Below are 25,525 nucleotides of genomic sequence, written 5' to 3'. Positions count from 1 at the left end.
ATGATCGCTCAGAGAGCCAGCTTGGCCTCGATTGCGGACATCACGTCGGGATTCTCGCGCAGGAATTCGCAGGCGTTGTCGCGGCCCTGGCCGATCTTCTCGCCCTGAAACGAGAACCAGGCGCCAGCCTTGTCGATCACCTTCTGGTCCAAGGCGATGTCGATCAGCTCGCCGGCGCGGTTCACGCCCTTGCCAAACAGGATGTCGAACTCGGCGGTCTTGAACGGAGGCGCAACCTTGTTCTTTACGACCTTCACCCTTGTTTCATTGCCGATGGCCTCCTCACCCTTCTTGATCGTGCCGACGCGACGGATGTCCAGGCGTACCGAGGCATAGAACTTGAGCGCGTTGCCGCCAGTCGTGGTTTCGGGGTTGCCGAACATCACGCCGATCTTCATGCGGATCTGGTTGATGAAGATGACGATGCAGTTGGTCTTCTTGATGGTTGCGGTCAGCTTGCGCAGGGCCTGGCTCATAAGGCGGGCTTGCAGGCCGGGCAGCGAATCGCCCATCTCGCCTTCGATTTCGGCTTTCGGGGTCAGCGCGGCGACCGAGTCGATGACCACCACATCCACAGCGCCGGACGAAACCAGCTTGTCGGTGATCTCCAGGGCCTGCTCGGCGTTGTCGGGCTGGGAGATCAGCAGATCGTCGATGTTCACGCCGAGCTTCTGGGCATAGCCGGTGTCCAGCGCGTGCTCCGCATCCACGAAGGCACAGGTGCCGCCCAGCTTCTGGGCTTGGGCGACCACCTGCAACATCAGGGTGGTCTTGCCCGAAGATTCAGGGCCGTAGATCTCGACCACCCGGCCTCGCGGAAGGCCGCCGATGCCCAGCGCGCGATCCAGCCGGAGCGAGCCGGTGCTGACGACTTCGACTGCGGACTGCTCACCCTCACCGAGCCGCATGATGCTGCCTTTGCCGAACTGCTTCTCAATGTGAGCCAATGCAGCGGCCAACGCCTTGGACTTCTCGTCCGAGACCTTCGTGTCTTGTTCCATAGGGATACTGCTCCTTCGAACATTAGTATACCTTGAAACATTCATTTGCACAACACCATAGCCCGGCTGCGCAGACATCCGCGAAGTCCTCCCTCTCTGGTCAGCACTCCGCATGGACGTGAAAAACCGCCCGGAGGGCGGTTGAGGATTGAGCGTGGCCTGAAACCTGTAGGGTCAGATCTTGACGACCAGGAGAAGCGCATCGAGCCGATCTGCGTGCGCCAGCAGCGCGTCTCGGACATGCCCAGGACCCGCCCGTTCTGCCAAGGCTCGCAAGCTGTCATCGCCGTGATTGGCCACTTTATCCAAGTGTCGGCCATTCGCTAGCTGGTCGAGGACGGCCATGACATCGGAGCCGGCGCGCAGGGCGGCATTGGTCTGGGCCTTTGCTTCGAGTGCTTTGCCTTCCTCGGTACAGAGGTCTCCGTCGTAGGTCAGGATGTCCGGTTCGTCCTGGAGTTCGCCGAGCAAATAGCGGAGGCTATCCGCGCTGTAGCGCACCCGATCCTTGTACTCCGAGCGACTGATAGTGAATCCTTCGGAAATGCACTGGCCTTTGCGGCGCAGAACCGCAGTCCAATTTTCCTTCCCGTTGGATTCCGGCATGGGGCCGTACCAGACGTCGAGCTCGTGCTGGGCGCCAGACGCCGGCGGCAGGCAGTCCGCAAATTCAGGCCGGGCCATCAGCTGGGGCACGATGTCCGCCGCGGTGAGGTTCAGTCGCCTGGCCTCGGCAAAGAAGGTGGCCGCGAGTCCTTGTGCGCCGTGCGGCGTGGTCTTGGTGTCGGTGGTCATGGTGTCCTTTCTGCGCAACTGCGCTAGTTGTGGTTCCTGCACCCGTATAGGGCCGCCGACCGGGCTGAAAGCAAAAGGCCCCGCTTTACAGCAGGGCCTTCGTGGTGCGTGGGCTATTTGAGGTCGCGCATCGGCCAGGCCTTGGCGTCTGCTTTCTCCAGCAGCTCATGGATGATGGCTTGTTCGATGCGTGCCTTTTCCTTGACAGGGACCACGATGCGCACGAGAACAACGACCCTCCCCTCGCTCTCAATGTGCAGCCGCGTGCGGGGCTTCACATCCGGCGCATCGAGGCCGTGGTCACGCTGTTGGGTGCGCATATGGGTTTCGGCTGCCGCGAACAGATGCTGGCAGTGCCTGGTGGCGATCTCACCCAGCAGCTGCTCCGCGCGCAGGGCTTGGGCGTGCTTGGGCAGCGGCACCTCGAACGTGTGGATGGCGTAGGCGCCCGTGATGTTCTCGACCGTCAGGTTGGCCATGATCATCCGAGAGTTCGGAACGTGAACAATCCGTCCGGAGTATGCCAGCTCATCTTTGCCTGCGCCGATCTCAGCCAGACTCGTGGTCAGCCAGGTGATGTCCAGAACGCGGCCACGCACACCCTCCACCTCGATGATGTCGTTGAGGCTGTAGTGACGCTTGATCACGCGAATCCAGAACGCCAGGAGGGACTGCCACTGCTCCTTGAACCCGATGAGAAAGCCCGCGGCCGCCGCGCCAAGGGCGACCAGCACCGCCTGAAGCTCCTTGATCCAGATGATTCCCAGCCCCAGTACGAATGCTGCGGTGGCGGCGTTGCGAAACGTCAACGCCCAGAAACGCCGGTTATCGGCGGTGGTGCGCAGATGCACGATGGCTGTGGCCGTGCGCGCCAGCCCAGCCAGGATCAGGGCAAGAAGTATCGTCTGGAACCACTCCATCCGGAAGATGGCTCCGACTGTAGGGGCCCAAATCATTCATCACCTCGAGAATCAGCAGCGGTGAAGCACGGTGGCGAACCACCATAGGAGAGTAGAGAAAAGCTAAGCATGAAACGGAGGACTGGTAGACGCGGTAACCATGGGACGAAGCCCCGTATAGCAAAGAAAAAGGGCTCTTCTTGACATTGGCTATTTGCAGGTTGATTACTATACTACATCGCAGGCAATACTGCGTCTTAGATGTATCAACCCAAGGCAAACCGCATATCGCGCAATGCCATTTTTGCAAGGAAATAACCATGGATCGTCTCAAGGTAGCACCACGCACGCCCGAATGGCACGAGGCCAGGAATGATGCCTGGACCGCGTCTCTAGCGGCGATGCTCGCAGTCCCGGCGAACGCCGCGCTGCTGCAAAAGTACGCGGCGGACAAGGGAGTGACTCTGCACATTGATGAGCTCGCCAGGGCTGGCGTCACCAGCTTCTTCGGCAACACGATGTGGACCATCTGGGCCGACAAGTTCGGACGCATACCTCGCTTCAAGGGGAATGTGGACACCGAGCGCGGTCAAGTCAACGAGGAGAACGTCATCAAGCTCTTCGAGCGCGAGAAGATGTTCATCGTGGAGCGCGAGGTGACCGCCTATGCGGCTGGCACCAAGTGGCTCATGGCTTCGTTTGACGGTGTGGTGCCCCAATCTTCCGACATAGGGGTGCGGGCGCCGAACGGGTTTCCACTGGAAGCCAAGTGTCCCGCCTTCCAATCGCGCAGGAAACTGTTCGAGTCCAAGAAGAGCGGTCAGCTGGCGATTATGGGCCTGCCCTACTACTGGTGCCAGGTGCAACATCAGATCGCTGTCGCTGACGCGCCGTATGGCTGGTTTGCGGCAGCCGGTTTCGACGAGAAGACCGGAGCGATGGTGTTTCCCATAATGGAGAAGGTTCCGCGTGACGATGTTTTCCTCGATCAGTACCTGGCCGCGGCCAAGTTCTTCTACGATGAATTCATCTACACGGGCGCGGAGCCTCCCCGTCTGCCCTCCGACGAGCAGGTGCTGGCGGACCTGGCCGAAAAGGCTGCGTTCGACAAGGCGCTCATGGAAGAGAACCTGGAAGCTGCTTCCGAGCTCTATCTCGCCAGCCTGGCGACTGAGAAGGAGGTGATCGAGCGCCGCAAGGCTCTCGAGAAGAAGCTGGTGGAGGCCGCGCGCAAGCGCCGGCTGAAACCGGACGAAGACGAAGATGTCGAGTTGGATGGCCTGTTCAAGGTGTCCTTCGCGATGACCTCATCTGTCTCGTGGCAGAAGGTGGCGGAATCGCTGTCGCCTGGCGGCATCGGTGAAGCAACCATAAAGGCTTGCACTGGCAAGCCGCGGGAATCGGTAAAGGTGAAGCCTCTGGAGGTCTGATGCTGAGAGCAAGTGTTCTATCTGGCCAAGTCTACGGAAAAGTGGACTGGATTACGGCTGATGGACGCGAACTCGGCATGTTCTTGCGCACGTCTGAGCGTGAAGCAACGCGATGCGTCGTGCGAGGTCCTGAGGTTGAAGCCCTGCTGAGCAACCGGATTGTCCAAAAAGGCATGATGGTGACGGCGTTCGGAGAGTTTTCGGCGCGCATTCAAAAGCGCACCGACGACAACTCCGTGATGCCAGAATTGCTCTGCACGGCCGCGAAAGTCGTTGCTGAGTCTCCCCGTGAGATGAGGCTGCGAGGATCGATCCACGCAAACCTGAAGGGCGTCGTGATGTATTGGGATGCCCAACGCACTCAGATCAAGACGTTTCTGAATGCAGGTGAGATGGGACGGACGGAGCAGGTTACCTGCAATGTTCACCTCCTCAACTGGATGCGCGGGCTCACACCCGAAGGCAAGGAAAGGCTGATCGCCTCCATCACCAAAGGCCGAGAGTACACGCTCTCAGCTCTGGCGGAAGTCACGTACTACCGCGATGGCACCGGCAAGCTGGTCCCCACCCTGTCGCTCCTACCTCTCGATTTCAGACTGCAAGGCTAGGCCTTTTTTCCGTCTCAGCGAAAAACTGTGCATAATGACGGTTTCTCGCTATACTATGCAAGGAAACACTGGTATCAGCGTACCAGCCTGGGCAATTCCGCCTAAACCGCTCATGCCTACAATTCGGAGGAAATCCATCATGGCAAAGAAGATCATCATCGGCAACGCATCTGTTTCGGGCTACGTCAACTTCGTCGACGGCAACCGCTTCGTGCTGGGTACCGGCTCCTACACCCCCCAGGGCGGTGAAAAGGTGTTCAAGGAATCCATCACGGTGTTCGCTGACGACAAGTTCGATGGCGCCATCCCGGCCAAGGGCGACTACGTCCAGGTCAACGGCGACATCTCCATCCAGCCGCGTCGCGACCAGCCCGAACAGCTGAACTCGACCATGAACGTGCGCTTCGCCAACCAGGTCGTGAAGAAGGAAGCCCCCAAGAAGGCCAACGCCGACGCCCCTGCCGCCGCTGGCGCTGGTGGTGACGGCGCCGACATCTAAGTCGGCATCACGCCAACTCAACGACCCACACAAGTGTGGGTCGTTTTCTCGTCTATCAGCAACTTACCTGTCACCATGAAACACACCCCTCGCTTGCTTTTGGCCGTCGTTCTGAGCCTGTCATTCGTTGGACTGTCTTCCGCCTCCGCGGCGCATGTGTGTGGCGCAGGCGAGGAGCTTCCCGGCTGTGCAGCTAAGGAAGCCGGCGCGCCGGCGCGCTCGGTAGCCATCGCCAGCACCGCCCTTGACGAGACCATCGTCAGCCCACGCCGACTCTCGGTACGTCTGGCGGGCACCCCGGGCGTAACTGCTTGCGTCGCCTTCGCCACGCATAACGCATGGATTCCGGGCTGGGGCGGCGGTCGCTCGCAGGAGTCTGACCGTATGAAGTGTGTACAGCTCGACAAGCGCGGCCATGGAGAAGTGGTTGTGGGGGTTGACCCCACCGGCACGAATCCGGTCGTCATCGCGAATGCCTTGGTCCTTGGCGAGCTCTTGGACACCCGCGCAGTCCCCCTGCCCATAAAACCAAGGCGATAATATGGCGGAGGGCCCTCGCTTGGTTGTCTCCGCCAACGTGGTGCGGCTTCATCTGTAGCCCCACCCTCAACGCCTCACGGCGCTATACGTTTTTGCATGAAAAACTCTTCATGTGCATTTCTTAACATAGAGAGGAAACAGATGAAACTGCTCAACTATGCCAAGGTCTTTGGCGCATTCACGGACGCGCATCAGCTGATCGTGTTGCCGCTGAAGCCGGCTCCGACCGACCGTGCCGGCCAGAAGATGCTGGAGGAAGCCCGTCGCTTGCTCGACGCCGGCTGGACTCGCCGCCTGGACTGGCTGACCTCGCGCAAGGAAAAGCATGACGAAGACTTCGATCTCGAGGTCGAGCGCGCCGCCTTCTTCCCGAAGGAAGCGGACGGCAACGTGCACATGCCCTTCCAGTACGTGATGGACTACATGGTGCGCAAAATCGCCGCGTTGCAAAACAACGTGTCGATCCACAACACCAAGGAAGTGGCGGAGCTGCGTGAAGTGTTCGACATCTACGGGGTTCAACTGATCCCGCGCCTGGAGAACATCGAGTTCAGCCACATCAACTGGTCGGCCCGCGAAGGCCAAAAGCCCAAGCTGATGGTCCATGGCAAGGATGCCGATGGCGACATCTGCATCCGCTTCGAGGCCGCCGGCGAGCTGTGCCAGAAGTTCATGAATGCCATGCTCGACCTGCACCTCCAGCCTGGCCAGCACTTCAACCTGGCCGTTGAAGCGGTCGATCCCGCAATCGAGCGCAACAAGAAGGCTGGCAAGAAGGTCGCTGACCCCGGCAAGTACGTGAACCACAACATGACGCTCACCGTCGTGGAAACCGGCGTGATCCACACGGGCCATCCGCCCAAGGGAACACGCTTCGTGCAGAAGCCTACGATCGAGCAGCTGGAGCACCTGTTCCGCAAGGCACAATCCGCTACCCTGCCCGCCCGCGCTGCCGCCTAAGCAGCCGGCAACCTCAAGCCGCCAGGATTCTCCTGTGCGGCTTTTTCTGTCTGGACATGAAGAAGCCACCCTGGATAGGGTGGCTGAGAGGTGCAGGCTTACGCGCTAGCGCCAGACAAAACGATGTCGTCAACGATCATGACCATCTCCGCAGAGGCGATCAACTGAAGCATTTCAGTCAGGGCTGACGCATTGTCGACGGTCACCCCGAATGACGCAGCCCACTTGAGCGCGCGGTCGAACTCCAGGCGAAGCGACTTGAACCGTTCACCAGGATTTTCCGTCTTGGTAGCGGAGAACATCACCAGATCACATAGGTCGATCAGCGCCTGCGTGGCTTTGGCCGGTCCGCGCGAAAATGCGATGTGCATTTTGTTGGGATTGCTGTGCCTGTGCACAGGATTGGCGTGCAGTTCGGTCATCAACGCCTCACTGAGCGCATTGGCTTCCTGGCTGGCCAGCGAGAGCAGCTGTGCGCGGCGCGGCGCCACGTCGTATATGCCGTCGTACGTGGCATTGTAGCCGCTCTCCCAGAGGTAGGCGCCCATGATGCCGTACACCTGGTTGAGCTTCGCCCGAACCATTGCGCCGGTGCCCAGCGAGATCTGCTCGCGACGGAAGTAGGAGCGGCCGCCCTCATTGAGCTTGGTCTTGCGGCAGACGATGACCCGGGCCTGATCGTTGGCAGCCAGTTGAGCAGCGTATGAATAGGTCATGAGAGTGTTTCCTCGTTTCGGTTATTGACATCACCGTATAGAGGAAAAGCCATCCAGTTCGAACTGGATGGCTTTGAGGGCGGTTTCGATACTATTGCCTAGGCCTTGAACATCGCATCAACCGTGACAGACTCTACGACCACCAGATGGCGCGCCTTTGTCAGCACTTGCGTGAAGTGACTCAGCTCGTCCGAATTGTCAGGCTCCATGGCCAGTCCTCGGGCCCAGGCAAGGGCATCGAGAAGGCGCAGATGGAGTGCATTGAGGTTGCGTTGCAGGGACTCCTCGCCGACGTACGGGTTGGAACCCATTATGAGCGTGGTGAGGGAGAACCAGCCGGCGTGCGCTCGAGCATTGGTTTGGCTGAGCGCATCGCGGCCAAGCATGGCTAACGGTCCAGTTCTTTTCGCAAAATCGTCCCAGTATTCGTTGTCGCGCATCAGCGACGTCAGCTTCAGGATGTCCGTGCTTGTGTTGGAGCTACGGCGGAAGCCCATGCCCAGGTAGTGGCTCTGAAGCTCGCCCCTAGTCAGGGATGGCATTTCTTCAGGCGAGATGAAACACTTCTCGGTGGCGTGGGCCATCACCAAAGCTGCAACCTGAGCCAGAAGACCCTGCAAATCGCGCACTCGGCCCAGGCGGACGAGCTTGGGCATGGTAGCGCATGACTCGACCTGTAAGGCTTCTATCATGAAGCACTCGCATTCCATGTGCTTCTCGCGTTGTTCAATTGTGTCTCGAGATTGATCTTTACGCTTAGCCATGACTTTTCCTTTCAGTAGAAGTTGAACCTCCTTCGTATAGCCAAGAAAAAGCCACAGTGATGGCAGCTCCTGCGGCGGCTCGCCGCGTTGCGTCCGAGTGGGCGAAGCAAGATTGCTTGCACCGTATGCCGCCGGCGCCTCGTTCGGCGCGGAACATCCGAGCCCGATGGTTGCATAATGCTATTTGCTGGCTATACTAGGTGCAGTTCACAAGCGTCGACTTGGGGCAATTTTGCCTGCTGCATTCAACGTGAGGACACAACCATCATGAATTTTCTGAAGAACCTGAGCGCCAACATCCCTGCAACCGAAATCGCGAAGAAGGGTAGCCTGTCGTACATCTCGGCCGCTACGGCTGTGGCGCGCGCAGATCGCCCGAACTTCAAGTTCGTGGAATTCCCCGACGAGAACGGCGCCCTCCAACCCTACCAGGCTTTTCTGGGCGGTGCGGTGGTCGCCACCGACGTCGATCTGAGCAATGGCCAGAGTCAACGCGTGTATCTGCCGGTCATGGACCGCGACAACTACGCCGTATCGATCGCCAATATGTCGCTGACGGACGTGAACAACAGCCGCCAACGCTGCCTCGTGAAGGCAATTGCCGCCGTTACCGGCGTGGGCATGTCGGTGTTCCTGGGCCACGACGGTGACGGTGCCAAGGCTGCCAAGATCCTGGGTCTGGAGGAATCTTCCGACCTGGCGACTGCCAACGCTCTGATCAAGACCCTGGCAGAAGGCGGCGCGCCGTACATCGAATGGACGGCTGGCCTGTCCGCTGCACGCATCACCGACGAGAACTTCTTCTGGTCGATCGTGTGCTACGACGGTCTGCCCTTCCGCGAGGTTCTGGGCGGACTGCAAGTGGACGTGCTGACGGAATACAAGGGTCGCTCGCAGACGATCGGACTTCCGATCATGGATTCGGCATTCAACGTGATCCCCGCCGGCAAGGCCACTGTCCTCGACTGGAACAAGACGGCGATGCGCGTGCTGGCCAAGGGCATTGCGTTCAACAGCGGTTACGGATTGCCCGTGTATTCGGACGAAACGATCGCCAAGGCGGAAGCCGTGGCACGTAGCGGACGCAAGCCGACCAAGGCAAAGGACGAAGGAGCCAAGGCTCCGGCCCCGGCTCCGGCGCCGACCAAGGACGCCGCAGTGGAGAAGGCGCAAGACCCGGCCCCCGCCGAGACGACCGCTCAACCCCCTGCTGCTGCCCCGGCGCCGGCCGAAGCTTCCGCACCCGCGGCGGCTGAGGCTCCGGCCCAAAGCCAGGCTACTGCCAATTCCGAGGCTTCCGCACCCGCGGTGGCTGAAGAACAGGCTGCGGTCGCAAAGGCAGATGCTCCTGTCGCCGAACAGGCACAAGACACTGCTTCGGCGCCTGCCGCGGATACGTCGACACAGCCCGAAGCGGCGCGAGCTGCGGAAGGTTCGGCCCCCGAGCAGGAGTTCACGCCGGATCCCGTGCGCCAGGAAGCCGTGGAACGTTTCCAGCGTGTGATGCGCGAGCGCAACGAGAAGTACGGCTTCGAGGGCCTGATCTCGGTGTTCCGTGCTCTGGCTGTCAGCGACAAGTTCCGCGACGAGGACAAGCCGGTCTGCTTCGTTGCTCTGGTGTCGAACGTCGCGACGCAAGTCACGCCGGCTCACATCAAGCAGGTGCTCGACGAGATCGGCGAGTACAGCGTCGCTAACAAGCTGCCCGAGCCGACCCGGCGTCTGGTGTCGGTCCGTCTCACGACGGTCGCCATCGAAGCCGCGCTGCCCAAGGGTGACCAGGCCGTCGTCGAAGCGGCTGAAGCCATCGTGAAGTCGGGCCTGGCCGAGGACATCTCCGAAGTCTTCGAGTTCTCGCAAGAGGGCGAGCTGGCTCCGGAAACCAAGGAGTACCTGGCTGCGGTGCTGGACCACCAACCCGCGTAAGGCAAGACCTTTAGCTCGTAGCTGAGCAACTCTGAATTCCACAATCGAGCAATCGATTGTGGAATTTTCTTCCACCCAAAACTCCCATAGCGCATGACCATTCCAGCCGAATTCGATGCCGCGCTCGACGCAGAACTTGACCACATGATGGCTGAGAGCGAGCGGACCATGGCGGACTTCACCCCCGACTACCGGCCACTGAACATGTACGCCATCTATCGGGCCGATCTCGACATGCCCCCGGGCAAGCTCGCAGCCCAGTGTGGTCACGCCTATGTGAAGGCCTGGCGTGTCGCCGAGCGGATGCGCCCGGAAATCTGTGCCGGCTACGAGGGTACCGGCAACGGAACGAAGCTGGTGATGTACGCCCGCAACCTTGGTCAGCTGGTGCGTGCCTGGAAAGAGGCCCGATTTGCTGGCATCCCTTGCGAGCTGATTCGAGATCGTGGCCACATCCTGCCACCCCACTTCACTGGACGGCCGATCGTCACGGCCCTGGGCATCGGACCGGCCTACAAGGATGAGGTCAGCCACATCACAAAACGCTTCACCCTGGCACCGTAGCAGTCTGTCTGCCGGCGTTGTCGGCGCTGGCAGTCCCGACACCTGGTTCTCCTTCCGGCATCCCTATACGTGGTGTCAACAGGAGGAAACACACATGAACCAGGCACTGATGGTTGTCGACGTACAACCGGCATACCGCAACTGGTGCGCGCCTGTCGCAAGACAAGTGGCCCAGCGCATCAACAATACCCGCAAGCCCGTCATCATATTCTGGGTCGGCGATGAGATCACCGACGACACGGAAGCCGAAGTACGGGAATACCTTCGCGAGGCCGGAGCCTACGGTCCCCGTCTCGAGCAAGCAACCTTCGTAGAGAAGGGCTACGGGTTCTTCAGAGGCTGGATGGACAGCTGTGTTCGCAGCGATATCATCATCCAAACCGGAAAGCAACTGCTGGCCCGCAACCTGCGCTCGAGTGAAGACCTCGACCTTGCGGACCTTCTTGGTCTGCCTGAGAACGAGTTGCCCACCTACGACCACATTCACCTGCCCCAATTCGATGACTCCAGCCTGCTGTCCTTCGACAGCCTGGAGACCTGCGGTGGGGGCTCGCGAGCGTGCCTGGCCGAGATGGAGCTCTATCTGCAAATGCATGACAAGCCGTACAAGCGGCTGGAGCATTTGACGTACTGATTCACAAGAAAGGAAAGACAGGTGGCTCATCTAACCTATGACCAGCTCCGGGCAAACTCGGACTGTGCGGGATTCCTCGATGCTCTCGGCATCCTGGATCATCCTGGCCTGCGATGGGATGCTCGACGCGAGGGCTACAAAGACTTCACCTTCGGGTGCAGGTCCGGCCCGGGCAAGGAAAGCATCCTCGATTTAGCGCACGAGCTCGCTCATGCTGTCCAATTCGGCCCACGGAAATTCAAGTCCCGCGTGAGAGCAAGCGGTTTTGTATTCAAGGTCCCACACGTCATAGTCGCTGGCCAATGGTGCGCGGATGCCAAAACGTCAGAAGCCACGCGTCGCGAGCTGGAGACGTTCGCACTCTCGGCGCACCTGCTCGAAATTGCCGGCCTATCGTTCAATCGCATAGAACTGTTCGATCACGGGGCACATCTGATGACCAGCTTCATGCATGACTGGTACCACATACCAGGCGAGGGTGACGACGGTCGCAAGCAGTGGTGTGTGGGCCGTACCGAACGCTACTACGCCCGCCGCGATCAGAAGTGGGTGATGACGCGGCTCATTGGATGGTTGAATCTAACCGAGGCGCATATCAAGCGCAGGTGCTGCTGACCAGGCAGCGAGCTGACTCAAGGCCCCTTGTATTGCAAGGGGCCTTTTTCGTGCTGTGGACGCAAAAAAGCCAGCTCGTGGAGCTGGCTGAGGGTGCAATCAGGCGAGACATGCCTCCTTTTTTGGCGCCGGCATGAACGAGGTGCCAGCATAGTAGAACGGGTGGATCAGGTCGCAGACAGGGTCCATTTCGGATTCTGTCATGCCGCCTTCTATCGCCAGTCCGAGCGAGTGACACAAGTCTGGCGTTACGCCGGCATTCTCGAACCAGATGAACGCCTTGTAGCAGGCCTCGCCATCGTGGCTGGTTGCACGAACCAGACGGGCCACCAGCGGCCGCAGGATAGAGTCTGCATCCTCATCCAGGTAGGCATGGCGGACCAGGCGCGCCGCGTTGTGCTGCGAAATGAGTTCCATCAAGTTGCCCAGATGACTATCAGGAATGCGCGTCACGCATGCTGTGATCAGCACGCCGTAGCACAGCGGCTTGACGCGATCGCTGAATTTCGTCGACTTCTTCAGCAGATCGAACAGATCCAGCAACTGGCCGACCGACTTGCGGGCCGCCACTACCGATTCAAAGCGTTTGATCTCGTCCTTTACCGATTCCGACATAACAGTTCCTCCAAGAGTTGATTACCTGCCTGCGTATAGGCGAATCCGAGCCTGCGCTAGGCCTAGGTTGGCTAGGGTTATACGAAGGTAGTGACTACTCTCGAAGCTCATCGCGCACTGTTGCTTCTTTACGCACCCGATCAAGATGAGGCAGCACAGAAATCAGCACTGCATTCCTATACTCAATTCCAATTTGTAGCCTCACGGCTGACGGTATTCTCGAAAGGTTCTGACATGTGGCCGTTCTTGCTGATTCTTGCCATCATCCCAATGATCTTTTTCTGGTCGGACTCGGTGCAAGAGCTGTTTCCCTCTCTGGCGCAGTACCTGCCGGACAAGGATAAAAAGACCGAAGTGGTGGCCATGCAACCTCAAGCCACGTCAGCAGCGCAGGCCGGCGGTGATCCCGGCAAATGGTATGTCTCGAAGTCAGAAGCCGGCTATGTCGCATGGGTAATCTCCGAGGATGGCCTGCATCGCCTGGCCGTGGGCTGCTATCCCGACACCCCCGCCACCCTGCAAGTCACGCATCTGTCCGGTAATCCCCTTCCTGACGGCTTGCTGCTCAACTACCAGTTCGGGACGCTGCCACTGACCGCCGGCGCCTATTCGGGACCGGAGCTCATCAACGCGGCGGCCCAGCTCAAGGATGCGTACCTCCAATCGCGAGCCACGGAAGTCCTCGCGCAGTTCAAGATGGCCGGGCCGGAAAGCAACTCCGTCGCCCGTAGCCTGAGTGAGGCCTGCCCCGCGACCGGGGACGCTCAATGATTACCCACAACCCTGAAGGATCCGTAGTGAGCGATGCCGTTGATGCCCCCGTGCCCACGCTGAAGACCCCACCCGAGTCGGACGCCGCTGCTGCCGCCCCTCCAGCGTCACCGCGCCGGGTTCATTCGCCATACCTTCCGTCCGAAGGGATCAAGATGACTCTGCTCGAGGAAGGCCTCCTGAACGGCGCAGGAGTGCTCCAAGGGGGGAAGCCTGCCATCGAGGCCTACGGGCTCACAGAAGGCGCCCTGGAGCTGTTCCTGGCCGTCGCCAGCACGATGCCAGAGGGCCTAACCCGTTCCAGGGTTCCCAAGCATCTGGCAAAGGCCTTCGAGGAGCACCTGGTGCTGCTCGAGATCCAGGATCTCGTAGAGTGGCAGCGTGACGCCCGCGGCCGGCAGAAGAACCTGGTCCTCAACTGGAAGGGCCAGGAGACGATCGACGCTGCCCGGCCCAAGCCCGTAACTTCATGGGCGGCCCGGCGCCGAGCCCAGGTTCACACGGGATGAGCACAGGCTGACGACATCGATTGGCGCAAAAAGGGCCCGGGAATCGAATCCTGGGCCCTTTTGTTTCGCGTCAGAAGATCAGGCGAGTCAGCCCGACGAGGCAGTAGGTCAACGTGATGAACGCGAACAGGGTAGCTTCACGCTCATCGAGTGCCCACAGGTGGAGTCCGAGCAGACCAAAGCCCGCAGCAACACCGAAGTCCCCCAAGGCCAGCAACGTACTGGATACGGGGAGACCCAGTACAACCCGGAAGATCTCCCCTTCGAGGAGAGAATACGGGACCGCCCACAGCGCGATTGTGACGGCGGCCAGAGACAGCAGCCAGCTATTGGCGAACAGGCGACGTGCCGGCAGTTCAGCGCTGCTCATCACAGCCCCAGCCCGTGGTCGATAATGTTCTGTAGCTCACGGCGGTAGTCCGGGTCATCCTCGCCATCCTGGCCGAATGCCGGGCCATAGGGGCCGCGCTGGACGTTGTCCGTGGCCAGCATGCTCTTCCACTCGCGCAACACGTACTTGGGCAGCATGTCGAGCTTCAGGTTGTCGGAGACCGGCTGCATTTCGTTGCCGATTTGTGGCTGCTGATTGCTGAGATCGGAGAACACGTTGCCGGTGCGCTCCTTCAGGCCCTCGCGGAACGGTGCGAGCGATTCCTTGGCCAGACCCGCCTGCTCGAACCGGTCGAGAACATACTCCAGCTTCAGGGCCCCGGCGATCTTGTAGTAGGAGGACTCCGGCACCGGAGCGCAGACTGGCTTGTTGACGGTCATAGGGACGTCGTACGGGCCCATCAGCTCGATCTGCGGCACCTGAGTGCCCTCCGGCAGATCGGAGCAACCGGCGCCGATGTCATCCAGGCCTACGCGGTTGGTCCACACCACGGTGGGCACGACTTTGACCTGGAACATGTCGAAGAGATTGGGGTTCACCTCCATTCCCGCCATGTGCTGGCCGTCGGCATTGTTGAAGTCCGCAACCGTCTCCTCGACATACTCCTTGATCGTGTCGCCTTTGCGCACGCCCTTTGTCACCAGCGTCGCGCCGGTGTACAGAGCTTCAACCGCGTAGGCGCGCAGCAGGGGGATGGGCATCGAGCGAGACACGAACACGTAAAGCCTGCCCTGGTTGCCCGGCAGCGTACCGTCGCCCAGGAGGAGCGCGGCGCCGCGCGCGCGGTCGCGGGGGGGCATGGCGGCCACATATGCTTCTCGCGCCAGGTGCTCGAAGTTCTCCGCCTGTCGGCGTGTGAACTCGATGGTCTGAGGTGACGCCGCGCTCAGGTTCGAGCTCTTGTTGGCCGCCTCTGCGCCGGTCTCAACGGCGCGTTGCGTTCCTGCCGGCATCGCGGTGACGTCGCCGGCTTTGATGGCGTCGAGGATGCCCTGCATATGCGCCACGCCAGAGCGGTTGCTCGGCACGGGTGAGGATGTCTGTGCGTGTGCGGCTGACAAGCCGCATGTCGCAGCGATTGCCAGGCTCAGGGCAAGGGGCCGCCAAGCTCCGGTGATGGTGTTTCCAGTGTGTTGCATGCGTGCTCGATTCTAAGCGGCAAGCCTACTAGCTGCCGATGCCCATGGAGTCGGTAATGCCACTCGTGATGTCCTTCATGGTCCCGGTCAGGCCCGTGACGTCCGCGAGGTTCGTGAGCCCTTCACCAATCAGATCCCCGATGTAGCCCAACGCAGCGCCGAAGGGGTCTGTAACGATCTGATAGACGGTATCAATCAAGTTGTACATGTCATAAAGTTCCTTGAGCAAGCCGTTGCCCATCGTGGCGATGTTCTCGATGATCATCTTGATCACGGTTTCGATCGTGAGGACCATCAAGCAGCACTGACGGGCCTCCCAAACCTGCATGTAACCAGACTCTTTCGAAGGGTAGTTCAGCGGCTTCGGCAGGCTCTTGACCAGGCGCTCGGCCATGCCCAATGCATTGTTCGACGGCTTCTCGTTGGGGTCTACCGCGGTCATGTCTGCAAACTGCCCGGCGCTGTCGCCAAGGTCCATCATGTTCGCAATTCCGGAGGTGTCCTTGATGAACATGCCCCAGCGGATCACATCGATGTTGAAGCGTGTCGACACCTTGCCCGGGAAAGCCCATTGGTAGCGATGCTGGAACGGGTCGTAGAATGGGGAATATTTTGGGCGGCAAGTCGCGTCCTTACCCATGGTGCGCATGGTCGTACCAAGGATCGCGGAGCGCGTCAGATACTTCACCGTGATATCCATGTTCGACACCTGAGCCGAGTCCTTGGCAATGGTGTTGCCGCTGAGCGGCATGCGCGAGCCCTTCCACCCGCAGACGCCCCAGTCCTGCCAGTCGCCGAGGGTATTGGCGATCGATTCATAGGCGCAGGTCATTTGCGCCAGCAGCGGCACCGATGCGAGCAGCGCCACTTGAGGTGTCATGATCGCGGAGTAGACGTCGTTCTGAAAGATGAAGTCTGGCTCGGTGAGGTAGGCAATCTGCATCGACCCCGTCACCGCATTGCACTTCTCGAACAGCGCCTTGCCTGCGATCGCAGTCACGTCCGCGTACGCCCAGTGGATCTGCATGTTCGTCACGCCGTCCTTGCCCGGGACGTGGTGGTTGTACTCCTGCCCAGAGGACTGCGACATGAAGCCGGGAAGGATGTTGATGCCATTCAAAAAGCCCAGGCAGCCGGCCTGGCGCGCCACGTCGTTGATGTAGGACGGCATCCAGAAAGACAGGCCGAGACCGAAGCCAGTTTGCAGACCATCCTTGCAAAAGCAGATGGATTTCGGCTTGTGATTGGGCGGCTCACCCAGCGCGGAGGGCGCCGACATGAGCTTGATGCCCATGATCTTGATGCCGCCCATCAGCCGGAAGTCCAGGTCGCCGATCGGGTTCCACATCTTGCCCACGCAACCGGGCGTGCCGGCAAAAGAGGCGCCCGCCGCCAGGGCGAGACCGGCGGCCAGCAGGGCTGAACGGAAAAACTTGAGGATATTCATGGCGTGGGCTCCTGCGCCGCGGCGGGCTTGACGGAGCTCGAGTTGGTCTTGAACTCCGCGGAATGGCTGGTGCTCACCGGCTGGAAGTCGGTGATTTCATTAGGCGTATAGCCGCTGTACGGCAGGCCGAACCACGCGCTCTTGACCTGGTCGATGCTCGTTGGCAACTTGAACTGCGTGACGGCCATGTGCCCCTGGTGCTGGCCCTTACCGAACCCGATCAGGGTTGGCACCGCAGTGACGTGGAAACGATCCAGCATCGACGGTGCCGGGTGATAGATCGGCCGGTTCATCTCCTTGGCAATCGGGCCCAGGTCGCCGGCGACGATCATGAAGCTCAACTGCGGGATGTTTTCCACCATCAGCGCGCGCGCCAGCGCCATCTGCTCGGGGTCGGTGGCGTCGAAGACGAACAGGCGCTCGATCGCGGCCGCGGGCATTTCCGAGATGGGGTTGAGGTAGGTTCCGGCCTTCACGGCCAGTACCTGCTCAGGCTCGAATACGGATCCGGTCTGACCATCGACCCACGGAAGGGTGATGTCTTCAGTGGTGACGATGCCCACGTCCTTCCAGATGGTCTGGGTTTTGTCCGCGCGCACCACGAAGTAGCTCGGCAGGTTCTTTGTGTAGTCACGCGCCGACTCTTCGAGCGCCTCTGCGTGCTGCGTCCAATCCTGGCGAGCAAGAAGGCGCATCAGCATCACACGGAAATCCTCTTCGATGGGCTCGTAGATCGCGCCTTCGATGCCGAGATCTTTTGCTTGCGCGGACAAATGCATGAAGGCCCCGGCGCCGAGCAGGAGCGTGGCCACCATGGCCAGGGGTGTAAAGCGAGACAACAGGGATGGCATGGGGTCTACAGCTCAAGCTGCGAGGGTGGTTTCGGATTCCAGTTCGGCTGGCTGTTCGATGCGCAATGCGGCCAGGCGTCGCGACGCCGCCCGCCCTACGGCAGGGGTCTCCGGCTCTTCGGAAGCGGCAGACGTACCCTTCTTCGTTCCAGGCTGCGAGGCCTTGGTTCCTGTTGCGCTCTTTTCCTTCGAGCCTTTGCCCTTCATCTTGCTAGCGTCAATGGCAGTGAGCTTGTTCGTCACCTGGTTCAGCAGGCGCTCGACGTACACGAGCTGCATGTTCAGCTCGTGAGCGACCAAGTCGGCGGGCTTGCGCTCCACCAGGGTCATGTACGCGACTTTGCGTTGCTTTGCTGTGAGGTTCAGGGAGGCGGTCCGTTCGGCAAAGAACGCTTCGCTGACGCGCGACAGGTGTCCCGCTTCATCCACGTTCACCGACAGCTCCATCGAATCCTTGAAGTCATCGACGTCTCGCGGATTGATCGCTGCACCGATTGCGCCCATGAAGGAGGTGTCGCGACCAGTCCGGAACAGGGCTCCAGGGATGACGACCACCGCGCCGATGGTACGACGCAGCTTCAGTGCGGCGTGCTGGCCAGAGAGGTAAGCGTAGTTTGCGAGCTGGTTGCGCTGGAATTTCGGCTTGACCGTCAGCCCGGCCCAGGCCGTGTGAATTTCCTGGGTGGCGTCTGCACGCAGGTGCCATGGCACACCGACCTTCACGAGCACGATGTCCGTGATCTTGCGCAGCAGCCCATAGTCCGAAAGGCGTTCGAACACCGATACTGTCGTCCCTTCCGGAATGGGAGGCAGCTCGGCGATTGCGGTTGCGCCCTTGGGACGTCCACGGCGCGGCTTGGAGAGTTTGTTGCTGACGTCTTCATCGTCTTCACCTACCAAGCCATCGAGAAGCTCAGTCTCACAGTCCAGGTCTGGCATTCCCTGAGCGCCAGGGCTGTGGGTGTCTTCATCGGCGCCTTCGGCATTGAAGTTGTGGTTGGCCAGAAAGTGGTCAACAGCGAGTGGTTCGTCGCCGGAGGCAAACGTCGTACGGGTGCGGGCATTCATCGGCTACAGTGCTCAGGCAAATGAGCAGGCCTGCGCATATACTTAATTGGCGCAAAGCATGCTCTGAGGTAACGGGAAAGACTTCACGACCACTCGCCGTGGGGAGCGCGCACCCTTGTGCACATTTGCCTAAAACACTTACCGCCAAGACGGTCTATATAATCACTGTGCCGCCATGGGCAATCGGTCGCGAGGACCGAAGAATGTTGCCCGGCTCGAGATCGGCCGGGCGGGAACTACATCAGATCGATTGGGCTTGGGAGCCGCTATCGTCATGGCGTGGAGCCGCCGGCGGCGCAATGTCCTGCCGAGGCGCCGTAGCCGGCTTGACCGGCTTCGTGGACTTGTCATTCAGGTACCGCTGGAAATCCTTGTCGCCATTCATGAAGTCGATCAAGATCTGCTCAGCGATGTCCTTGAGTGCGACATCTTTGGGATCCAAGCCGAACTGATCGCAGTACATCTGGTGATAGGCTTGGAGGTTGTTGGAGGTAGAGGCCTTCAGGCTAAACGAGTGCTTGACGGTCTGCTCCGCTCCTGGAATTCGGGAGAGCTTCATGGGATCCTTGGGGTACAGCTTTGACTGGGCGTAGTATATCGGATAATGCGTCAATCGCCAACATAAGTTGGCAACTGTTACATTCATCCTTGCTTGACCTTGCGCAGCTTGTCGAGGATTGCGGGGTAGCGACCGAGCAGCAGCCCGAACGCAACGCCGAGAGCAGCCCACATCCAGAAAATCACGGGATTTTGCAGGCCTGTGAAGGAGGTGAAGAAGAGAATCACGCCGAGGAAGATCAGCGTCAGTGCGGCCAGGTGAGCGCCATACTTGCCGCCGGTGCGCGCGTCTTCTGCCAGAACGGCGCGGGCTGGATGATCGACTCCGCCGAAGAACTGATCGAGTTCCTTAACGTCGAGCGCGAGCCAGTGGTTGCGACTGAGCAGCTTGAGCAGCTTCAGGGCGCTCGGGTCGGCGAGCAGAGTCCGCTCTTCGCTGGTTGCAGGGGTGAGTTGTTTGGTCATACGAGCTCCTTGTCACGCCGAGGAGCCCTGTGCGGCCTCAACGAATCACGGACCGGCGGTCGGCTGTGATCTTGTTGATCACCCGCACTCTCGACTGCGCGGCCAGCAGGCCGGGGCCCAACAAGGGTCGGTCTGCCATACGAAAACGCCCGCTCCCGGTCATTGACCTGCGCGGGCGTTTTGCGTATAGCGTGAAACGCTTATTTTTGTACCGAAGGAGCGCCGGGCATCCGCGTTTTTCCATCCTGGATGGCCTTGAGCAGGCGGGCCTTCTCGGCCTCGGCTTCCGCAGGGGTCATGCGCACATAGGTCTCCACCGTCTGGCCGCCGGCGAACGCCATGGTCAGAGTCTTGGCGCGCTCGATCTTGAACGTGGACTCGCTCACTGCGCCGGCGGTGTTCACCATGCGCAGATTGCCTGTTACCACGGTACCCTCGGTTTTGACGTTGCTGACCGTGTATTCAGCCTCGATGACGTTCGAACCCAGGGGCTCGAGCACCACCTTCTTTGCCTTGCCGTCGAACCGGATGGTGCCAGGCCAGCTGGGGGCCGACGCATGCCAGGTGTCTCCGGCGAGGGGATCGGTCTTTGCCACCGTGGTCCCCTTTGCTCCCTTTGCTGCCGCGACGCCAGTCAGCAGCTGTGCGTGAGCCGTCAGCGGCGAGGACACGCTGAAGCCGGTGATGGCAGCCACGATCGCCACCGCAAACAGTGGCCGCTTGAACGCAAGCTTGGTATTATGGGCTGAGAACATCATTTATATCCGAGTTAAGTTAATACTTGGAGGAACAATTGGAACTTAATGAACTTGAGAGCTTGCTGCGCCAAGGCTCGATCGCGCAAGCTGTGTCAATCGCGAGAGCGTGGGTTCACGCCGCGAGCCCAGGAGACTTGGAGATGCACCTGATGCAGGTCTCTGAGCCCATGCGGCTGAAGGTCGCCACGCTGCTGCGCGATGTGATGACGCACTACCCCTACACTGTCCAGGGATGCCCGGTAATGCTGTACGCCGAGCCGGAAACCGAATACCAGCGTGCGCTGAGCTTTGAGTTGCCGGCGCCATCGGATGCCTATTTGGAACCGTGCGAAGGCTTGCGCTTTCTTCGCTGGACCACCGTCGACGGCCCCATACCCCTACTGGACGCTGAGCCGATCGAACTGACGCCGACACCGCGCGCCCCGCTGCTTCGCATGGTGTGTAAGGTGGCACTTTTCGAGTGCTCCCTTGACGACCATGAAACGCAAGACCTGGAGATACCCAGCATGTGGTGGGCGCGGGTGTTGTCGTCAGTGGATGCCCAGCTCCACGTGTCAGCGCGCGCATTGATGCCATATCCCGACGCGATAGAAGCCGGGCGCTGCGCGCAATCAGCAGCCCAGGGCCGAAACGTTCCAAAGCGTGGCTTCTTTCAGTCGGATACGTCATGGTCCTGGGCCTGGAATGAAGGCGTGCTATTCAGGGAATCATGCCGAAACGTTTTCCCGCACGCCAACTTTTCCTGATCAGTTCAGGTAGCGGGACAGGCTCGGATCTGCCTTGAGCTTGTCGACCTGGCCGCTGATGCCCAGGCGCTTGAACAGTTCCATCATGTTGGGCACCCCGTTGGCGATGAAGATCGTGTCGTCACCGTCGTGCTTGCCCTTGTACAGCACGGTCGGCGTGCCGTTGAAGCCGTGCTTGCGCATCAGCTGCGTGTTGCCCGTGACCTTGGCCAGCAGTGCCTTGTCGGAAGACGTGGTCATGCCGCGGCCTGCGGCCGCCGCGTTGATCTCGCTCAGCGGGTCCTTGGCGGCCAGGATGCCGGCGGCCTTGATGTCGGAGTCTTGGCCGAGAATGGCCACCGGGACGTAGCGTACGCGCAGCTCACCGGCGTCAATCGCCGGTGCAAGCATCTTGTGCATCAGCTTGCAGAAGCCGCAGTTGGCATCGAATGCGACGGTGATCTCGGCCTTGGCGTTTTTGTTGCCGACGAGCACGCTCGGCGCCGACGTGAAGTCGGAGAAGGCGGGGGTGTAGTCCGGAGGCGGAACGTGGGTTTCGGTGTACTCGGCCGTCAGGTTCTTGCCGCTCTGGTCGATCATCATGCCAGCCAGCATCTTGGTCCCATCCTTCGTGGTGTAGATGACCACGTTCTTGCCGCTGGCCTTGTCTTTGACCACCCAGCCGTCCAGGGCCCCTGGGGCAGCATCAAACTTCTTGTAGACCTCGAGCCCGGCCGAAGCGTTCGCGTACTTCAGTACGGTGGGCAGTTCGCCCTTGTAGAGGGTCAGGGGCTCGGCAGCGTGCGCCATCGAGGCGGCCCCGGCAAGAGCCAGGGCAGCGATAGCCGCGCCCAGCAGGGATTTGGTCTTGAACATCGATCAGGTACTCCAGGGGTTGGAAATTTGGCGATTCCGAAAAATCCCGCGCATGGGACAGAATGGGAAGTAGTATAGCGTAAAACGGTATTTGTGCAATACCCTGTAGTTTTACAGGGGAACCTCGCATCTTTCTTTGCGCCAGGCACCTTCCAGGCTATACCACAGCAGGTCATTCACTCAACTGGAGGTTAATCATGGGAACTTGGAACTACGGCTGCATGGCCAGCAATCAGATGATCGGGGCGGCGGCCCGCTGCCGTGTGGTGGTTCTGTCACAACAGGCGGGTTACGACCCTCTCGACGTCTCTCTTAGCGACGGGAGGCAGATCTCGGTGGCTCAAATCGCCAAGCACAGCCATGGCGCAGAGGCGTACTGGGAGCCAATTTCGGGATTCATTGAGGCCACGTACTGCGAATACGGCCGGTTCAAGCTCGTGTTCACACGCAGCGTGCGTCGAACTCTTGTCTATCTGCTGTCGGTGCTCGTCGAGGGGGCTTTGATTACGCCTGGTGGAGAGCATCGCAGCGATTGCGGGCTGAATGTCGCCGAATTTTTGGCTACGACGTGCCCTGGCGTTGCCGCTGTCGTGAAGACTCGCTGGCATGATGACGTGGATATCTGGGCGCGAGCAGATCTGGATGAAGAGCTGGCGCAAGCGTGGGATCATGTGGCCGGCGCGCTCACTGCTCATCGAGCTTTCTATGCGCATCCGATCTGCCACCAAGTGCGTCCGTTGGCGCTGGGGGTCGTGCATGAAGAGGCGTACCAGGGCCTGGTCGACTTCACGATGAACTTTTCGGACTTTCGAACGAGTTCCTATCAGTGGAAGGATTTCATCCTCGAAGTCCGAGCGCATATGAAGGAGACGTTGCAGCGTTTCGGGAATGTCGGTGATGATCCGATCCAGCAGCTCTCGCACTCCTTTCACAAGGCATCTGCCTTGTTCGAGGCGGTTCATGTTGTTGCCGGTCTCGATTCATCGAGCTTGCGAATGTTGCGGCACTGGCTGGGGTCAGTCTCCAGCACGGCGCTCTACGATGCGGATGAGGATGGCTCTGCGATGCTCGCCGAGCTCACGCCGGTGCTGTCCGACGTCTACGCGCTGGTGGCCATGCGGGAGATGAACATCATCTTTTCCCCAATGGTCTCGATCGTCACAGACGAAGGCACATTGCCTGGGGAGCGCTATGCGAAGTTCGTCAACAGCATCAGTGCTCGCGTCGTGCGCGCCGCGGACGAAGTGGCATTTGGGCCATTTCAAAAGTACCGTGCTGAGTTCACCTCTCCTGCGCATTTGCGACAGGTGCTGGACCAGGCCGAATCGTGGGATGTGCGCGCGCATCTGCTCGAGGAACATTGGCATGGTGCGCCTGAGCCCTTCGCGGTGTTCGAGGTGACTATCGATGATCTGGCAGATGTTCGTCGCATGCTGAAGGAACTGGGCGACAGTCAGGCGGCCGCCAGCGTGCAGGCTGTTTGATCTCTTCCAACTCTCAACCGTGGCACTAGGGTGCCACGGTTTTCCTTTTTCCAAGCTGGAACTCGCGATTTGCAAGGCCTCCGTCCACGGCCTGTTAGCTCACGCTTCACTTGGTGTGGCTTGGTCTCTACTCTCACTCAGGCTGGCTTGGCGAGAAAGTCGTTTTGCTTGCAGCGCCACGAAGGCGCCTAACAGTTCCCGTACCTCGTGGTTGTCCTGGTACATGTCCTTGAGGTCTGCCTTTTCCACCATCATTCGTCGGGCCAGAACGGCAGCGGCATTGGATGAGCAGAATGCAGTGAGTATGTCCTCTTGCTCCTGGGGGCTGAGAGATGCAAAGGCCTGGTAGCCGATATTTGCTTCGCGCTTGCGACGGTCTTCCTCTGCGATCCGGATGTGCTCGGTTGTGGCCTTGGTCTGCGCTTCTTTAGAGCTCTTAACCTCCGCGGCTGTCGTCTGCTGGGTAGCGATCGTCTTCATGGCCTCGCCGAGGGTGTAGTCGCCCTTGATGGCCTTCATGAGATACCCAGCAGGGAGCTTCACTTTGCCCTGTGCGATGTAGAAGCGCGTGTACTCGATCGCACGTTGAATACGCTCGTCTGTCCACTCCTCGCGGTTATTGATGATCTCCATCAATTGGGTGCCGTTCAATCCAAACTCATCGCGAAGTACGACATACATCTCCTTCAGCACCTGCATTGGGGCCTTGGACGCCTCAAGCGTTTTAAGCGCGTGGATGCGGAAGCAGATGTGGCCCACTTTCTTTGACCCTGGAATGTTCTTCGTTGAGAAGGACACTTCGAGATCCGTGACCTGGGATATCTGCTGTACGCTGGGCTTGATGATGCGCGAGCATAATCGCTTGAACTCGGTGTAGGAGTCTGGCTCCAGGCAGAACCATTTGCGCAGTTCTTCGATGCTGACCCAAGGAGTTACCTCGATGTGGAGGTGTGGTAGCAACTTGTCGTAGAGGATCTTCGCGTAGAGGTTCTTGAAAACGTAGCGTAAGCTCAGAAAGTGCGAGCTTGATGGGTTCTTGATATGGGGCTGAAGCTGCCGCGGTATTTCAAAGACGACCTTACCGTTGGCAATCCCTACTGGTCCAAGCAAGGGTACAGACACCCAGCGATCTCGGCCGGCGTCCTCACCTTCAATGTCTTCGACTTGAATCGCGGCCTTTTGCCCTTCCCGTAACACGTGCTTTAAGTGCTTGCGGTTGTTGCTTCCGTAAGCCATCAGCCACTTGAAAAAGTGCAGATCCGTCTCGTACATGCTGCGGACTTCAGGGTCTTCCGCTGCGATGAAGTAGGCTACATCGATAGCCCGGCGTGCAGACAGGCTAAGGTCCGCTATGTCGATGAAGATGTTGTTGCGCTGAAAACCAACCGATGGCGGAGCATCTTCGACACCGGCACCCGCGGGAGCAAGTTCAGCGAACAATGCAAGGGCCAATTGTTGACTCGTCTCGCTTTCGTCATTGATCGTTTGCACCGATGTATCGATGCTGGTTTTGCGAGGAACGCGGGTAGTCATGAGGTCGATATCCTTTCTGGAACTCCTTCGCACGGCACGGTTACTGTCGAGTAGCTCAGCGCAATTATTGCACCCAAAAGTCCCATGGTCAAAACAAATAGTGGGACTTTTCTAGTGAGTCTCTTTCTTCCTCCAAGTGTCTTTAGCTTGTTCTTCCGTTAGTAGGTTTTCTTAAATAAACAAACAAACCAACTAACAGGAAATGTGAAAGGCCCGCTTAATCAGTGACTTAGGGGCGAAAAGTCCCATTGCTGCGGCTTATGGTCCCTGTTTATGTTGGATAAGGTCCCCGGAATTGTTCTATGGTCCCCAGGATTGTGCTCGGAAGGTCCCACTTTTTGTGCTGACATCTGGTCAGGCCAGGCAAGGTCCCTGTATATGTTC

At 59.7% G+C, this 25,525-nt stretch carries 28 protein-coding genes; 12 read left to right on the top strand and 16 right to left on the bottom strand.

Annotated features, from left to right (window positions below; genetic code table 11):
- Positions 1-8 precede the first annotated feature (8 nt).
- The 3 genes from recA to HWY37_RS17635 form a co-directional block, all read right to left on the bottom strand.
- Positions 9-1,001: a recombinase RecA gene (gene recA, locus HWY37_RS17645; RefSeq protein ID WP_281372235.1), complete on the bottom strand. Its 993-nt coding sequence runs from the start codon at positions 999-1,001 to the stop codon at positions 9-11.
- 174 nt (positions 1,002-1,175) lie between these two features.
- Complete coding sequence (locus HWY37_RS17640) at positions 1,176-1,796, bottom strand: hypothetical protein (RefSeq protein ID WP_176089332.1); 621 nt, start codon at positions 1,794-1,796, stop codon at positions 1,176-1,178.
- Between the two features lie 113 nt (positions 1,797-1,909).
- Positions 1,910-2,716, bottom strand: a complete 807-nt coding sequence (locus HWY37_RS17635; RefSeq protein WP_176089331.1) for a mechanosensitive ion channel domain-containing protein — start codon at positions 2,714-2,716, stop codon at positions 1,910-1,912.
- 299 nt (positions 2,717-3,015) lie between these two features.
- Between HWY37_RS17635 and HWY37_RS17630 the strand changes: the two genes are divergently transcribed.
- The 4 genes from HWY37_RS17630 to HWY37_RS17615 all read left to right on the top strand — a co-directional run bounded on the left by HWY37_RS17630 (position 3,016) and on the right by HWY37_RS17615 (position 6,732).
- Positions 3,016-4,125: a YqaJ viral recombinase family protein gene (locus tag HWY37_RS17630; RefSeq protein WP_176089330.1), complete on the top strand. Its 1,110-nt coding sequence runs from the start codon at positions 3,016-3,018 to the stop codon at positions 4,123-4,125.
- Entirely contained in the window at positions 4,125-4,733 is a 609-nt protein-coding gene (locus HWY37_RS17625; protein ID WP_176089329.1) for a Rossmann-fold NAD(P)-binding domain-containing protein, read from the top strand. The genes HWY37_RS17630 and HWY37_RS17625 overlap by 1 nt, the downstream gene beginning before the upstream one ends.
- Before the next feature lie 139 nt (positions 4,734-4,872).
- Positions 4,873-5,232 carry a hypothetical protein gene (locus tag HWY37_RS17620; protein ID WP_176089328.1) on the top strand — a complete coding sequence of 120 codons (360 nt, stop codon included), beginning with the start codon at positions 4,873-4,875 and terminating at the stop codon, positions 5,230-5,232.
- 681 nt (positions 5,233-5,913) lie between these two features.
- Positions 5,914-6,732 (top strand): hypothetical protein, encoded by an 819-nt coding sequence (locus HWY37_RS17615; RefSeq protein ID WP_176089327.1) that lies wholly within the window; start codon positions 5,914-5,916, stop codon positions 6,730-6,732.
- A 98-nt stretch (positions 6,733-6,830) separates the two neighbouring features.
- On the opposite strand, the gene HWY37_RS17610 is transcribed toward HWY37_RS17615, so the two are convergent.
- Entirely contained in the window at positions 6,831-7,448 is a 618-nt protein-coding gene (locus tag HWY37_RS17610) for a hypothetical protein (protein ID WP_176089326.1), read from the bottom strand.
- Positions 7,449-7,546: 98 nt separating this feature from the next.
- On the bottom strand, positions 7,547-8,212 hold the full coding sequence (locus tag HWY37_RS17605) for a hypothetical protein (protein ID WP_176089325.1): 666 nt from the start codon (positions 8,210-8,212) through the stop codon (positions 7,547-7,549).
- 267 nt (positions 8,213-8,479) lie between these two features.
- Between HWY37_RS17605 and HWY37_RS17600 the strand changes: the two genes are divergently transcribed.
- The 4 genes from HWY37_RS17600 (at position 8,480) to HWY37_RS17585 (ending at position 11,951) form a co-directional block, all read left to right on the top strand.
- On the top strand, positions 8,480-10,138 hold the full coding sequence (locus HWY37_RS17600) for a Sak single strand annealing protein (protein WP_176089324.1): 1,659 nt from the start codon (positions 8,480-8,482) through the stop codon (positions 10,136-10,138).
- A 93-nt stretch (positions 10,139-10,231) separates the two neighbouring features.
- The gene (locus HWY37_RS17595; RefSeq protein WP_217706393.1) at positions 10,232-10,702 is read left to right on the top strand and encodes an aminoacyl-tRNA hydrolase; all 471 of its coding nucleotides are present in this window, start codon (positions 10,232-10,234) and stop codon (positions 10,700-10,702) included.
- Positions 10,703-10,796: 94 nt separating this feature from the next.
- On the top strand, positions 10,797-11,336 hold the full coding sequence (locus HWY37_RS17590) for a hypothetical protein (protein ID WP_176089323.1): 540 nt from the start codon (positions 10,797-10,799) through the stop codon (positions 11,334-11,336).
- A gap of 21 nt (positions 11,337-11,357) precedes the next feature.
- Positions 11,358-11,951: a hypothetical protein gene (locus HWY37_RS17585; protein WP_176089322.1), complete on the top strand. Its 594-nt coding sequence runs from the start codon at positions 11,358-11,360 to the stop codon at positions 11,949-11,951.
- 99 nt (positions 11,952-12,050) lie between these two features.
- Here HWY37_RS17585 and HWY37_RS17580 read toward each other — a convergent pair whose 3' ends face one another.
- Positions 12,051-12,566, bottom strand: coding sequence for a hypothetical protein (locus HWY37_RS17580; protein ID WP_176089321.1), 516 nt, complete (start codon positions 12,564-12,566; stop codon positions 12,051-12,053).
- A 90-nt stretch (positions 12,567-12,656) separates the two neighbouring features.
- On the opposite strand from HWY37_RS17580, the gene HWY37_RS17575 reads away from it, so the two are divergent.
- Both HWY37_RS17575 and HWY37_RS17570 read left to right on the top strand, forming a co-directional pair.
- A complete protein-coding gene (locus HWY37_RS17575) occupies positions 12,657-13,337 on the top strand; it encodes a hypothetical protein (protein WP_176089320.1) in 681 nt (226 codons plus the stop codon).
- Positions 13,338-13,492: 155 nt separating this feature from the next.
- The gene (locus HWY37_RS17570) at positions 13,493-13,846 is read left to right on the top strand and encodes a hypothetical protein (protein ID WP_176089319.1); all 354 of its coding nucleotides are present in this window, start codon (positions 13,493-13,495) and stop codon (positions 13,844-13,846) included.
- Between the two features lie 70 nt (positions 13,847-13,916).
- On the opposite strand, the gene HWY37_RS17565 is transcribed toward HWY37_RS17570, so the two are convergent.
- The 8 genes from HWY37_RS17565 to HWY37_RS17530 all read right to left on the bottom strand — a co-directional run bounded on the left by HWY37_RS17565 (position 13,917) and on the right by HWY37_RS17530 (position 20,523).
- Positions 13,917-14,216 carry a hypothetical protein gene (locus HWY37_RS17565; protein ID WP_176089318.1) on the bottom strand — a complete coding sequence of 100 codons (300 nt, stop codon included), beginning with the start codon at positions 14,214-14,216 and terminating at the stop codon, positions 13,917-13,919.
- Complete coding sequence (locus HWY37_RS17560) at positions 14,216-15,235, bottom strand: TrbC family F-type conjugative pilus assembly protein (protein ID WP_176089317.1); 1,020 nt, start codon at positions 15,233-15,235, stop codon at positions 14,216-14,218. Before HWY37_RS17560 ends, HWY37_RS17565 begins: the two co-directional genes overlap by 1 nt.
- Before the next feature lie 169 nt (positions 15,236-15,404).
- Positions 15,405-16,823 (bottom strand): TraU family protein, encoded by a 1,419-nt coding sequence (locus tag HWY37_RS17555; protein ID WP_176089316.1) that lies wholly within the window; start codon positions 16,821-16,823, stop codon positions 15,405-15,407.
- Positions 16,820-17,674 (bottom strand): hypothetical protein, encoded by an 855-nt coding sequence (locus HWY37_RS17550; protein ID WP_176089315.1) that lies wholly within the window; start codon positions 17,672-17,674, stop codon positions 16,820-16,822. The genes HWY37_RS17555 and HWY37_RS17550 overlap by 4 nt, the downstream gene beginning before the upstream one ends.
- Positions 17,675-17,686: 12 nt before the next feature.
- Positions 17,687-18,742: a hypothetical protein gene (locus tag HWY37_RS17545; protein WP_176089314.1), complete on the bottom strand. Its 1,056-nt coding sequence runs from the start codon at positions 18,740-18,742 to the stop codon at positions 17,687-17,689.
- Between the two features lie 241 nt (positions 18,743-18,983).
- Positions 18,984-19,301 (bottom strand): DUF2274 domain-containing protein, encoded by a 318-nt coding sequence (locus HWY37_RS17540; RefSeq protein WP_176089313.1) that lies wholly within the window; start codon positions 19,299-19,301, stop codon positions 18,984-18,986.
- Between the two features lie 83 nt (positions 19,302-19,384).
- Positions 19,385-19,765 (bottom strand): hypothetical protein, encoded by a 381-nt coding sequence (locus HWY37_RS17535; protein ID WP_176089312.1) that lies wholly within the window; start codon positions 19,763-19,765, stop codon positions 19,385-19,387.
- Between the two features lie 200 nt (positions 19,766-19,965).
- The gene (locus HWY37_RS17530; protein WP_176089311.1) at positions 19,966-20,523 is read right to left on the bottom strand and encodes a hypothetical protein; all 558 of its coding nucleotides are present in this window, start codon (positions 20,521-20,523) and stop codon (positions 19,966-19,968) included.
- A 140-nt stretch (positions 20,524-20,663) separates the two neighbouring features.
- Here HWY37_RS17530 and HWY37_RS17525 point away from each other — a divergent pair, with 140 nt between their 5' ends.
- On the top strand, positions 20,664-21,269 hold the full coding sequence (locus HWY37_RS17525) for a hypothetical protein (protein WP_176089310.1): 606 nt from the start codon (positions 20,664-20,666) through the stop codon (positions 21,267-21,269).
- Here HWY37_RS17525 and dsbG read toward each other — a convergent pair whose 3' ends face one another.
- Entirely contained in the window at positions 21,270-22,124 is an 855-nt protein-coding gene (gene dsbG / locus HWY37_RS17520; protein WP_176089309.1) for a thiol:disulfide interchange protein DsbG, read from the bottom strand. It abuts the gene before it with no gap.
- Positions 22,125-22,345: 221 nt separating this feature from the next.
- Between dsbG and HWY37_RS17515 the strand changes: the two genes are divergently transcribed.
- Positions 22,346-23,608 carry a hypothetical protein gene (locus HWY37_RS17515; RefSeq protein ID WP_176089308.1) on the top strand — a complete coding sequence of 421 codons (1,263 nt, stop codon included), beginning with the start codon at positions 22,346-22,348 and terminating at the stop codon, positions 23,606-23,608.
- Between the two features lie 99 nt (positions 23,609-23,707).
- Here HWY37_RS17515 and HWY37_RS17510 read toward each other — a convergent pair whose 3' ends face one another.
- Positions 23,708-25,141, bottom strand: a complete 1,434-nt coding sequence (locus tag HWY37_RS17510; protein ID WP_176089307.1) for a replication initiation protein — start codon at positions 25,139-25,141, stop codon at positions 23,708-23,710.
- Positions 25,142-25,525: the final 384 nt, after the last annotated feature.

Source organism: Achromobacter anxifer (assembly GCF_903652925.1).
GTDB lineage: Bacteria > Pseudomonadota > Gammaproteobacteria > Burkholderiales > Burkholderiaceae_B > Achromobacter > Achromobacter anxifer.
The sequence above is the reverse complement of the archived record's forward strand: the minus strand, read 5'-3'. Positions and strand labels throughout refer to the sequence as shown.